General features: G+C 59.1%; 9 protein-coding genes. All 9 read right to left on the bottom strand.

Annotation, left to right across the window (positions count from 1 at the left end; translation table 11 throughout):
• Positions 1 to 46 precede the first annotated feature (46 nt).
• Positions 47 to 1,456 (bottom strand): NAD(P)/FAD-dependent oxidoreductase, encoded by a 1,410-nt coding sequence (locus tag K227x_RS29490; protein WP_145176636.1) that lies wholly within the window; start codon positions 1,454 to 1,456, stop codon positions 47 to 49.
• A 2-nt stretch (positions 1,457 to 1,458) separates the two neighbouring features.
• A complete protein-coding gene (locus tag K227x_RS29485; protein ID WP_145176632.1) occupies positions 1,459 to 2,295 on the bottom strand; it encodes a glycosyltransferase in 837 nt (278 codons plus the stop codon).
• Positions 2,296 to 2,452: 157 nt separating this feature from the next.
• On the bottom strand, positions 2,453 to 3,775 hold the full coding sequence (locus K227x_RS29480) for a glycosyltransferase family 87 protein (RefSeq protein WP_145176629.1): 1,323 nt from the start codon (positions 3,773 to 3,775) through the stop codon (positions 2,453 to 2,455).
• Positions 3,776 to 3,826: 51 nt separating this feature from the next.
• Positions 3,827 to 4,609, bottom strand: a complete 783-nt coding sequence (gene trpC, locus K227x_RS29475) for an indole-3-glycerol phosphate synthase TrpC (RefSeq protein ID WP_145178624.1) — start codon at positions 4,607 to 4,609, stop codon at positions 3,827 to 3,829.
• Positions 4,610 to 4,982: 373 nt separating this feature from the next.
• The gene (gene purH / locus K227x_RS29470) at positions 4,983 to 6,560 is read right to left on the bottom strand and encodes a bifunctional phosphoribosylaminoimidazolecarboxamide formyltransferase/IMP cyclohydrolase (RefSeq protein ID WP_145176626.1); all 1,578 of its coding nucleotides are present in this window, start codon (positions 6,558 to 6,560) and stop codon (positions 4,983 to 4,985) included.
• Between the two features lie 153 nt (positions 6,561 to 6,713).
• The gene (locus tag K227x_RS29465; protein WP_145176623.1) at positions 6,714 to 7,469 is read right to left on the bottom strand and encodes a thioesterase II family protein; all 756 of its coding nucleotides are present in this window, start codon (positions 7,467 to 7,469) and stop codon (positions 6,714 to 6,716) included.
• Positions 7,470 to 7,471: 2 nt separating this feature from the next.
• Entirely contained in the window at positions 7,472 to 8,239 is a 768-nt protein-coding gene (hisF, locus tag K227x_RS29460; protein WP_145176620.1) for an imidazole glycerol phosphate synthase subunit HisF, read from the bottom strand.
• Between the two features lie 52 nt (positions 8,240 to 8,291).
• On the bottom strand, positions 8,292 to 9,299 hold the full coding sequence (locus K227x_RS29455; RefSeq protein WP_145176617.1) for a fructosamine kinase family protein: 1,008 nt from the start codon (positions 9,297 to 9,299) through the stop codon (positions 8,292 to 8,294).
• A 69-nt stretch (positions 9,300 to 9,368) separates the two neighbouring features.
• Positions 9,369 to 12,791: a DUF7932 domain-containing protein gene (locus K227x_RS29450; protein ID WP_145176614.1), complete on the bottom strand. Its 3,423-nt coding sequence runs from the start codon at positions 12,789 to 12,791 to the stop codon at positions 9,369 to 9,371.
• Positions 12,792 to 12,858: the final 67 nt, after the last annotated feature.

The raw sequence follows: 12,858 nt of genomic DNA, 5'->3' as shown, positions 1-12,858 counted from the left end.
GTCGCCACTGCGTGGCTGTCAAACCTTGGTAGTGGGATTCGCAGCACTACGCGTTGGCCAGATCGGGGCTTGGCTTGTCGCTGACTTGGCCCGCGGCGATACGGCGTTGATAGTCGGGCCAGACTTCGTGGGCCAGTTTGGTTTCGCCCAACTGGATCGTTTCGTTGACGTTCAGGTTGCCTTCTAGGATATGCGCCGAATTGAGGGCATAGAAACCTGGAACGCTGGTCACGATTCTTGGCAATCGAGTGCTGTAGTCGACGGTCGCCAACGCCGCCACATACTTGGCTCGCGCGACTTTGAAGTCCAGCACGTTGTCACGCGAGAAATGGTCGTACATCTTTTCCAGCGTCGACAAACACTTCTCTTGATAGTCGGCGTCGCTCTCGTTGAGCCCATCATGGTCATCCGGCAAATACTTGGGCAGATAGACCAAATGATTTCCGCCCAGTTGGGTTTCCGAATCGACGATCGTCGACATCTCGATCACTGCGGTCAGCGGCACCCAGGTATCGGTGATGTTGGTGACGTAATAGGGGCTGATCGGTTCTTTCAATAACATCGACGCACAAACAACGCCCAGGTATCGAATGTCGCTTAGCTTGTGCTTTTCGTCATCGCTTAGTTCGTCGCACGATCGTGCGATCAGCGGCGATGCGATGGTGGAAACCACGTTGTCATAGTGTTCGGTGCGGCCGTCGCCAAAGGTCACGTTCAAACCACCCTGGTCGGCGGATTGGACTTGCTGGACGGGCGACGATGTTTTGACTGTTAGGCCGCGATCGGAAAGCACCTCTACCAACCGATCCAGGATTCGCGCGTACCCGCCGGGGACGTAGCCGAACATTTCTTTCTTGGCGCCGCTACGGCGGGCTTTGTACATCCGTGCGGTGTGAGCCCAGATGAAGGCGGCGGAGGTCTGCGTGTAGGCGTCACCGAGTTTGGCTTTCAGCAGCGGCAACCAGACTTTTTCGAAGGCGCCGTTGCCGGACCAACGACGGAGCCATTTTTCGACCGACAACTTCTCTAGCCGACGCCAATTCTTGATCTTCGATGCATAGAAGATCGTGCCGCCCAATCGCAATCGTTGGATCATCGACAGCGGCGGAAACTTCAGGAACTCGGCCGTGTTGCTCATCGACAACAGCTGACCGCCAGCGTAGAAGCCCGTCTTGGTTTCGACCCAATCGATCTCGCTTTCCAAACCGATCTCGGTCAGCAGGTCGCGCAGCTTCGAATCGCTTAGCAGCGTGACGTGATAGAAGCGGTCCCACACGACGTCGCCAAGGTTCCAGGCGCTGGTCAATCCACCCATCACGGGTGCGGCCTCGGCGATCGTGACGTCTTGTCCGCGCTCGATCAGATCCCGAGCGATCTTCAGACCCATCACACCACCGCCAACGACCAACCACGAACTGCGTTCGTTGTGCGGGTGCGTCGAAGTCGAATCCGGCACGACTAGTTCTTCCCGACGCGATGGCGGCCGAGAAGTTTTAGCGTCAACCAGATGGTCTTGAAGACTTGCATCTTGCTGTCGCCGCCCTTTTGGTCGTAACGCAACCGCAGCGGAGCTTCGCCGAACATGACGCCTTGTTCGCGCAGTTTCAACAGCACGTCGGCCATGCAGGAAAATCCTTTCTCGCCGACGAAATCGTCGCCGTGTTCGGCAAACGCTTGGCGGATTACCGATGCACGGTAGGCGCGATAGCCGGATGTGTAATCGCGAACACCACGGGTGGGGAACAACACGGTGAACAGGATCCGTGCACCGATCGACAGAAAGTGGCGTTCGATTGGAACGCCCACGACGCGGGCGCCGGGTTGGAAACGCGATGCAATCACAACGTCGCAACCTTCTTGGATCATCGACACCATGCGGTTGATCAATCCCGGCGGGTGCGTGTTGTCGGCGTCCATCGTGACGATGATGTCGCGTTCGCCGGCGCGATCCACGGCTTCGCGAAGTCCGTCACGGATGGTCACACCCAAGCCCGCATTGATTTCGTGTTGAACCAGGTGGATCGGCATTTGGAAGGACATCTGCGCGGCAATCTTGGCGGTGTCATCCTTGCTGCCATCGTCGACGATGATGACTTCATAGGGCAGACCGTTGTCGGCAAAGGCTTCGCCGATCCGTTCCAACAGTTCCGGCAACGCTTCTTCTTCGTTGTAGGCCGGCAGTGCCATGAAGACTTTGACGGGACGGAACCGGATCGAGTCCCGCGATTCACCGACGGACTTGTTCTGGACGCTTGCCTGCGATTGGAAATCGGAGCCGATCGGTTCTTGGTTCATGGTCAAATGCGGGGTGACCGCTTCGCTGAGAACAGTGTCAATGAATCATGGGGGCCGCCCGTCAGGGGCGAAGGGGGCACGATTGGGTGGTTCGCCAATCGATATAGCCAGTGTTATTGGTGTGACCTGTATCTACAAGCCTCAGAATCACGAAGTTTCACTCTGTTTTGGCCGCACCGTCGATTTCATTGGTTCGCAGCGTCACGGCGGGGCTGCGGCGAAAACCCAAATAGACGACCCCAATCAGCAGCCCCAGCAGGCAGATACCGTTGATGCTGGTAACGATTTGTTCCACCGTCGGTCCCGCATCCAGGCGTCCCAGAACCATCCGAGTCGAAAGGTAGTTGAACAAGGGAACGGCGGTCAGGCACAGGATTGCCAATCGCCAGCCGGCATGGACTTGATTCCAAATGGCGGGGGATCCGACCAGGACCGCTGACAAGGGCATGATCAATAGCATTGTGTCGTAGGACTGGTGATAAATGCTGACCAGGGTCGCGCACAAAATGATGGCGCCTGTCAATCCAGCCAGCCCGTCATCGATCGATCGGCGTCGCCGACGATCCAGGACAAACATGACAGGCGCCAATAGCACCATCATCACGATCAGGTGCACGGATTCGTTCGGTTCGCTGCCGGTCCACTTGGCGACCGTGGCCAGTGCATCGACTCGAGTCCACGAATGAACCGGAGATTCGTCGTATTGGGCGCGGTGAATTTCCTGGGACAACGCGATCTGTTCGCCCAGCACCTCGGCACCGCGGATCCAATCGCCATCGCCCTCGTGGTAGGCCAGCCAAGCGAAGGGAACGCCGGCGGTGATGATGGTCAGGATGGCGCCGATGACCAGCGCTTTGACGTTCCCACGGGCCAGCATCAGAAAGCCCAATGGCAACAGGTAGGTTGGTTTGGCGGCAACCACGGCCAGCGCCACCGCAGCCCACCACGGCCGCCGATCACCCCAGCGGATTGCCAGGAAGGTTGCCAGCACCAATTCCAATGTGAAATAGCCATCGAACAACGTGATGTGACCGCCACGGGAAAAGACCAGCGCGGCCGCGACGGCCAGCAGATAGTCCAACCGAATCGGGCGGATGATCGACCCCACAACCAGTCCGCTGATGGCCAACACCAAGGCGACCGAGAACAGAAAGTAGACGACCTCGGCAACCCGCAGTGGCAGCACCGTCAACGGCGCGTGCAGCGCCAGGATGGAAGGCAGAAAGAACGGAATCTGCCGCGCGACTGGATTGGTGGCGGCGTACTGGGCACCGTAGGGACTGATGCCGTCGACCAACGCGGTGGCTGGGAAATAGATCCCATTGTGAAAGTCACACATGCCTTGGCGGCTGGGGTCAAACGGCCCCGGTGTCTGGTACTGTTTGACGGTGCGTGCGGCGGTCGCACCGACGCCCATCAGAAAGACGACCAACGACAACAGCAGATAGCGACCGCGACCAACACAGAATCGCTGCGACATGGGGGTTCCGAATTCCGACGGATGAATGATCAGACGAACGTACGTCGCAGCTTAATCACGACCCAGCAGTTGCCGAGTCGCAGCGGCAATGTCGTTTTGTCGCATCAGCGATTCGCCAACCAAGACGGCCTTCACACCCCCCTGCCCTAGTTTCAAAACGTCTTGGTGACTGCGGATACCACTTTCGCCGACCAGCAAGCGGTCCGCGGGGATCAATGGGCGGAGGTTCAGCGTATGATCGAGCGACGTTTCGAAGGTGCGTAGATCGCGATTGTTGACGCCGACCAAGGTGGTCCCGGTGGCCAGAACGGCGTCCAGGTTGGCCGGTTCGTAGAGTTCGATCAGTGTCTGCAGTCCCAGTTCGACGGCTTGATCGTGCAGTCGTCGCAGTTCGTCGGGCGACAGACATTCGGCGATCAGCAGCACGCAATCGGCGCCGCTGGCACGAGCCTGCAGCAGTTGATATCGATCGACGATAAAGTCCTTGCGCAACAGTGGCAAATCGACCGCTTGGCGAACCTGTTCCAAGTACAGAAGTGATCCTTGAAAGAACGGTTCGTCGGTCAGCACGCTGATGCAGGCGGCCCCGCCATCTTGGTACGCCTTGGCAATTTCCGCGGGATGAAAATCTTCGCGGATCAGTCCCGCCGAAGGACTGGCTTTCTTGACTTCGGCGATCACCTGGACGTGGTCCCCGGCGGCCAGTGCCCCGTGGAAATCACGACAGGGCGGCAGATCCGCCAACGTCGATTCCAGCGTCTGGTCCGATACGGCTGCGCGATCTCGCTGGATCGTCAACCGAGTCTGCTCGATGATTTTGTCCAGGATCGTCATATCAGAGTCACGCGGTGAGTGGTGGATCAAACGTCGATTCTACTCGCCCGGACGGCAGAGTGAAGTCGTCTTCGCGATCGGCCACAAACGGTGTAGCGGAAGTCGTCAACGGTTTGTCGATTTAGTTAGCCGTTTAGGCGCTAGCCTCGGTTTCGTCACCAGTGAACCGGGGCTAGCGGCCTGCAGATTTAGTAACCCGCTGCGTGAGCGAGGGATTCAACAGGATCCCTCGCTCACGCTTCGGGTTATGATTTGCACGCTAAGTTCCGGAAAACGATTAAATCAGCACGCCGCTAGCGTCCAAACGGCTAACATCAAGAATCGAAACGGAATTAAATCGACAAACTCTTGACGAGTTCCGCTACCTGAAAACTTAGTGCTTGAAGTGACGACGACCGGTCAATACCAGCGGCAAGTTGTGTTTGTCACAGGCATCGATGACTTCTTGGTCGCGACGCGAACCGCCGGGCTGGATCACGGCCACAACACCGGCTTCGGCGGCGACTTCGATCGAATCGGGGAACGGGAAGAACGCGTCCGAGGCCAGCACGGATCCCTGGGCACGGTCGCCTGCTTTGTCGATCGAAATTTCGACGCTGTCGACGCGGCTCATCTGGCCCGCACCGACGCCGATCAGCGATGTGTCTTTGGCCAACACGATCGCGTTGCTCTTCACATGTCGGACCATTTCCCACGCGAACGAAACGTCGTCCCAAAGTTCATCGGCAACTTTGGTCTTGGTGACGGTCTTCCATTGCAGCATCGAACTGGTCATTCGGTCCGCATCTTGGACCAGGACGCCGCCGCTGATGAAGCGTCGTTGGATTGGCGATGGCGGCGTATCCAATCGGCCGACTTGCATCAGCCGCACGTTTTCACGCCATCGTGGTTTGCTGGTCAGCAGCCCAACGGCTTCGGCCGAAAAATCGGGGGCTACGATCGCTTCGATGAACAATCCGGGTTCGCACAGCAGTTCGGCGGTTTCGCGATCGACGGTGCGGTTGAAACCCAGCACACTGCCGAACGCACTGAGCGGGTCACCGGCCAGAGCGCGGCGGCAGGCGCGAGCCAATTTGGTGTCGGTCGCTGCACCGCAGGGGTTGTTGTGCTTGATTACCGAAACCGCTGGTCCGCCAAACCCGCGGACGATCTCCAGTGCGGCATCGAGGTCCAGCAGGTTGTTGTACGAGAGTTCTTTGCCGCTGATTTGGCGCGCCGAGACCAAGTTCGCTGACCGGTCGCTGGGGTCAGCGTACAGAGCAGCCCGTTGGTGGGGGTTTTCGCCATAGCGAAGCTGGGTTTTGCGACGCAGCGACAGGTTCAAACTGGATGGGAATTCGCCCCCGATGGTATCGCCACGCATGAAATCGGCGATCGCCCGGTCGTACCCGGCGGTGTGATCGAAGGCGTCCGCGGCCAGTTCCGAGCGAAGTTCGTGGGTGGTGCCGCCGGCGCTTTCCAATTGAGTCAGGATTTCGCTGTACTGTTCGGGGCTGGTCGATACAGCCACGTCGTTATGATTTTTGGCAGCCGCCCGAACCAGGCTGGGGCCGCCGATGTCGATCTGTTCGACGCATTCTTCGCGGGTCGCGCCGGGGCGGCTGGCTGTGGCCGCGAACGGGTACAGATTCACGATCACCAAATCAAACGGGATGATGTCGTGCTCTTCGATCGCGTCCATGTGGTCGTCGCGGTCGCGAATGGCCAGGATGCCGCCGAAAATCTTGGGGTGCAGCGTTTTGACGCGGCCGTCCAGCATTTCTGGAAAACCGGTGTATTCGGCGACGTCCATGACGTCGATGCCGGACTGTTCCAGATGGCGTCGGGTGCCGCCGGTGCTGTAGATGGCCACACCAGCACGCTGCAGACCGGCTGCCAGATCGGACAGGCCGAGCTTGTCGCTAACGCTGATCAGGGCAGTACGAATGGGGACGACGTCAGGGGCGGTCATGGCGATCCGGTCAGGTCTAGCGCGGAGAAAAACGCGAGGCGACTGGGCGCGAAAAAGTAGCCCAGAGATTGCAAAGCAGCACATTGGTGTAATCGGCAAAAGGCATCAAGGTCAACGGGGCGACCGTGATGTCATCGTCCAGACGGCGTCGATTCAGGCCGTCGCCAGCTTCAAAATCGCCGCAGTCCGGGCCAGCGGAAAGAAGTGGTCGCCAGGCATCGCTACCAGCCGAAAGTCGCCGCTGGTCGTGATTTGCCAACGCTGCATCTGGGCCATATCGACGGCTCGGTCGTCGACGCCGCAGACCGCGGTGACCGGAATCGGCAGCGGTGGGGTGTCGGCGGCATGCTGGTACCTTTCCAACAGACCCAGATCGAATCGTAGCCCGGGAACAAAAAATGCCCTCGCATCGACGTCTTTCTTGATGTCATCAGGGACCCCGCCGAACAGCACGTCGACCTGTTCGACCAGTTCATCGTCGCTTAAACGGTGCAGCTGCATTTCGTGGGACAGCCGATCGGGGGCCGGAAACGACATCACGATCAGCCGCTGTGGGGGGACTTCCCGGCGGATCAATTCGCCGGCGATCCGATAGGCCAGCACGCTGCCAAAACTGTGCCCGATGACGGTGAACGGTGTCCGGACCCCGTCGCGATTTCGCTGGTCGATGATGGCGCCGGCCACGGCGGCGGCTAGGTCATTTAAGTCGCCATCGAATGTGGCGTGGAACCAATCATCGCGAGCCGGCATGGCCAACGAGTGCACATCGACGTTGGTGGCGTCGGCAAGGTCTCGCATGCGGCTGGCCACCGCTTGGATGCTGCCGCCGGCATGCGTGATCCAGTATGCCGATGACGGTGCATCGTCGCGGACCAAGACGCGTCGCAGATCGGGTTCGTAGGTGACCATGATTACAACCGTACCGCGATTCCCGCGTCTCGCATCGCCTGCTTCGTTTCGGCGATCGTGTACTGCCCAAAGTGAAAGATGCTGGCCGCTAGGGCCGCGTCAGCTTTGCCCTTTAGGATCGCATCGACCAAGTGCTGGGGGCCGCCCGCACCGCCGCTGGCGACGACCGGAATCGAAACCGCTTCGCTGACCGCCGACGTGATCGGGATGTCGTACCCGTCGCAGGTACCGTCGCAATCCATGCTGGTCAGCACGATTTCGCCGGCTCCCAGACGTTCGATCTCTTGGGCCCACTCGACCGCCATCAACCCCGTCGGTTTGCGGCCGCCGTTGATGTGAACTTCCCACACTTCTTTCCCGTCCTTGATCACTCGCTTGGGATCGATGTTGACGACGATGCACTGGCTGCCGAAACGGTCGGCCGCGCGGCGGACAAAGTCGGGATCGGTACAGGCGGCCGAATTGATCGATACTTTGTCGCAACCGGCCGACAACAGGGCACGGACATCGTCCACCGTTCGTACCCCGCCACCGACCGTCAACGGCATGAAGACCTGTTCCGCCGTGCGACGAACCACGTCCAAGATGATGTCGCGTTCTTCGTGACTGGCGGTGATGTCCAGGAACACCAATTCGTCCGCACCCTCGGCTTCGTACCGCCGGGCGATTTCGACCGGGTCACCAGCGTCACGGAGATTGACGAAATTGGTTCCCTTGACGACGCGGCCTTCGAAAACGTCTAGGCAAGGAATCACGCGAGCAGCAAGCATCAGTGGGGATCTCGACTTACTTAATGAACGGACGCTGCCCCAAAGGACACCGCTATGACAATAGATCGGCCGCTTGCGACCGACATTGATCCAAATATCCGACGCCGAACAGGTTCAAATGGTTCAGCAGATGATAAAGAACATAGACGCTGGTTCGCCGCTGCCAACCAGCAGACAGTGGGAAAGCCTGATCATAGGCTTCGTAAAAGTCCGCCGGACAGGCCCCGAAAAGCTTCAGCATCCCAAGCTCGGCCTCGCGACATCCGCGGTAAACCGCTGGATCAACGATCACCGGTCGACCCCGTTGGTCACACAGAATATTGCCGCTCCATAGGTCCCCGTGCAGCAGCGACGTCGGATCCTGTCGCCCGGCAAGCAGGTCATCCATGGCGTCGATGATCCGCCCCACGTCGCGGCGAAGTGTCGAATCGGCCAATCCCTGGTCGACGGCCCAGCGGAGTTGGAATCCGATTCGGTGCTGGGCCACAAACGACGGCCAAGTCGTCGAGGGACCGTTGATCTGGCGGGCGGCGCCCAAGTAGTTGTCATGGTCCAGCCCGATCTCGGTCCCCAAAGTCGACCGGTGCAGTTCGGCTAACCCACGCCCCAGGTCCGCGAAAAACGATCGCGGCCGCGGTCCGCTTTCCACCCACTCGATCACCAACCACGCCCGCCCGTTGACGATCCCATCGGCAATCGGTCGCGGGATGACGAGCGACGCGGCATCGTGCAACAAGGTCAGCCCGGCCCGTTCGCACGCGAAATTATCAGCAAAGGATTCGTCGTTGCCTTTGACAAACAAGCATTGCGTCGACCCATCGTCGCAGCGAACGTCCACTCGGTAGGCATCGCTGATGCAGCCACCACCCACCGCGGCAACGTTCACCACCGACGCCGTCCCCGGCACCAACCCCAAAACCGCATCAGCAACGGAATCCATCATGATGCCTTTTAAAAGGGGTGCGTAGGCGTTGGTCAAGTAGGACGGCCTTTCCAGGCCGTCTGTGTTGCGGTTGCTGGTGACGGCCTGGAAAGGCCGTCCTACTTTGGGTGTGGTCATGTAGGACGGCCTTTCTAGGCCGTCTGCTGTTTGGTTGTCGGTGACGGCCTGGAAAGGCCGTGCTACTTTTTAGGGTGTGGGGAGGCTCACTTGAATTTGGGATTCGATGGCTTGGGGGGTGCTTAGCGGAACCAACAGATCCGAGCGTTCGGCTTGCACTGCTTTTTCGGTCTCGTATCGTTGGCGGCTGGCTCGCGCTTCGGCTAGCACCAACTGGTCGTACTGTTTGCCCGTCATCACACGGACTTGTTCGCCCAGCAATTCGGGATCGTAGGTCAGGCCGGGATGGTCCTGAGCGGTCGCGTACTTTTCGATTCCCACCTGGGCGGCGTACAGTTCGGTTTCGATCGCATGGATTCGATCGTCGGCCGTCTTTCGGGCAATGCCCTGCGGTTCCTTGACTCGCGAACTGCCAAACGGATCGTAGTCGTCACCGGCGCCGGTGATGCGGTCCCACCAACCCGGGTAGCGACCAAAGATGTTGGTCACAATTCGGTCCGAGCGGTCTAACATGAAGTTGGATACGGCACGACTGCGTTTGAAGAACGATGTCGGGATCAAAGCGTGGTCCCAAACCGTTTTTGATTTGACTGCCATGTATCGGACGTTGGCAACCAATTCGTACAGCAATCCCAGACTGACGTCGTTTTCCAGCATCTGGCGGTAGGTAACGCCATAGTTCAGCGATCGTTCGGCCAGGTAGTTCAGTTTGGGCATGATGGTGCGGACGCCGAATGGTCCCCACGTTTTGCAAGTACGCGCAACGCGTTGTTCGTTGAACAGATCCGTCAGAATCGAATCGACCAGTTCGCCCCCGATCTGGCGAACTTCTTCGTCGGACAGTGGCCGATCGACGTAGTGTTCGCTGTACCGCGGGAACGTCCGCTCGCTGACCAGCCGAATGAAACGGTCTACCTTGTCTTCGAACTTCAACGCCAGAAAGATCCCGTGCTTGTTCGCTTTGCTGGTGATGAAGTCACGGTCGATGGCATCGATGCCGTCGACTTCGTACAGCACAGCCGACCCTTTGGTCGCATCCAGGGTGCGGCGGACTTCGATCTTGCCGATCTGTCGCTGTTTGAAAAATCCCCACTCGGTGTCGGTGTCGCCGGTATCGTATCGATGCACAATGATCCACCGATGCAGAGGGTCATCTTTGGACAGTTTCCGTTGCAACCGTTTTGCTTCGGCTTCCAACCATTCGGCTTTGGGCTGGAACAACATTGTGCGGCGATTGATATCGAATTGGTGGACCGCACCAAGCGATACGTCGGCCAGGTCTTGAGCGTTGCTGGTGATTCCACCGACGACTTCGTGACTGCGTGCGACGTACTGATTCCACCGCCGGACCGCCTGCAGGAAATCTTGCTGTGATTTCAGTTGGCTGGGTTTCTTTTCATCGCTGACCGGGATCAACGACATCGACAACATCTGTTCGCCACCGATCCGCGAATCGCCGACGATGTAAAAGTTGATGTCATGATCGGCAGCCGCCCTTAGAAATTGACTCTTAGCGAGCTGGTTGAACGCTACCGTCGATCCATCCGGCGTTTGGTAATAGTTGTTGGGGATGATGATGGTCATCCCTGTCCACTGCTGCAACAGCGACTTGTCATGGTCGACGGCGCGGATCAAGTCCAGGAACCCGTAGTACGAAACGTCCCAGACATCCAAACTGCTGCCGAAGTAATCGGCCAGTTGTGTCCATTGGTCGATGTCGGTGGTGGTGGTTTTTTCGTTCGCGATCAACAGGAACCGCGAACCCGGTTCACGCAGGTACCGTTCGGATACACGGATAAAGGTTTTGCGATAGTCGACGCAGCGATACTGATCATGGGTTTGGCTCGACTTCGGACGTTGCAGGTCCAGGTCAACGCCCAATGCGAACCCCTGATAGGGGATCGCGTCGGCGGATTCACGGATGCCGATCCTGGTTTCAATGATGGTGGTTTCGCCGGGCGGTAGCTCACCGACTCGTTTTTCGAACGCGGACGACACAAGATCGTAGGGCTGGTTGGTGTCGTCAAAGAAAACGATCTGGCCGGGATCCAGGTCGCCGCCCAACAGACGAGCATGTGAACGGACGGCGCGATACAGATACTTCTGATCAAACGGTTCATCGCCGATGTTCGTTACGCCCCAGATGACTCGCGTCGATTCCCCGGGCGCCAGACTGTTCAGGCAGGTGATCGACATCAGTTCGATGGGGAATCGGATGTTCAGATCCTCGCCGTTTTCGAATTGGCGGAAACTGCGTCCGATCCCGCTTTCCAGACTTGCCTGCGGGCTAACCGGATGCCGTAATCGGAACGCTCGTTTGCGAGGTTCGTCCACCACGTAGTCGCCCAGTCGTAATCGCAGTCCGCGAGTGTCGAACGTGTGGGTTTGCTCCGGTGCAATCGAATGGCTGATGACCAGGTCGACGCCATCACAGTGCAGCCACTGGTCGCTGTCCAGATAGATGCGGACCATGTAATTGGGCGGCGTCGGCATGCCACCGCAATTACGAACGGTCAAGTTGTCGATCGAAACGAGCGAATCGGGTTCTAGGATGGTGTATTCGCTGGCGACATCGAAGGTGACCAGTTCCAGGTCGTAGGGCGAATCGTAAGTTCGTTGCCGGCCTTGGTCATCGACGACAACGATTTTGAAGGTGCCGACACTTCCCGGCCATCCGTCACGGGCGCGGTAGCCCGAGGTGCGTCCGTCGCGTCCCGAGGGACCGCTGACGCCGCCTGGGTTGGACCGCATGATGGTGCGTGTCTGGGTGCGACCTTGGGAATCCCGATACGATCGTCGTTCGGTCCAGTGATAGCTGCTGCCGCCGGGACCGCCGGGGCCGCCGTGACCTCCGCGTCCCGGTTCGCCGGCGAATCCCATGTCACCGGCCGCCAGGTTGCCTTTGACCAGCATCAGCAGTCCCTGGTCGTTTTCGTGGACAGCGATCACGGCATCGCCGCCGTCGCCACCGGGTTTTCCGTCGGTGGGGTTGCCCGCATCGCCGCCGTCACCGCCGGGACCACCGTTGGTGCCGGAAGAAAAACGTGTGGCGTTGCGGCCACGATAGCCTCGGCTGCCCGGTCCGCCGTCGCCACCCCGGCCACCGTTTCCACCGGCGCCGCCGGCGGCTCGTACAAAGAAGTATCCTTCGGTGCCGATGGTCGCCAATTGCTGAATCGGTTGCGAACCATGATTGGGCGATCGGCTGGATCCACTGACGATCATCGCATTGCGATCGGATCCGTAGGAAAGATTCAATTGAACCGACCCCGCATCCTGGCCCGCCGCTGCGGGGGTTGCATCGCCGCCTCGATAGCCGCGGGTGCCCTCGGTCGGCGGCGCATTGTGACGGTTCTGTCCGTCGGTCCCGTAGGCTCCGTCATGCCCGCTGATGTCGATCCGGCCGATCAGCTCGGTTTCGCCGTCCGATGCAAAGCAACCGGCGTCGCTGAGGTGACGTTGGAAGTCGTAGGGATCAGGAGGTGAAGCCACGGTGAGAGCAACTTGCGCGAGAAGCGAAAATATCGATGGGGTATCAGGTCGGTCTTATCTTAGCTTC

It is taken from the genome of Rubripirellula lacrimiformis, assembly GCF_007741535.1.
GTDB lineage: Bacteria > Planctomycetota > Planctomycetia > Pirellulales > Pirellulaceae > Rubripirellula > Rubripirellula lacrimiformis.
The sequence above is the reverse complement of the archived record's forward strand: the minus strand, read 5'-3'. Positions and strand labels throughout refer to the sequence as shown.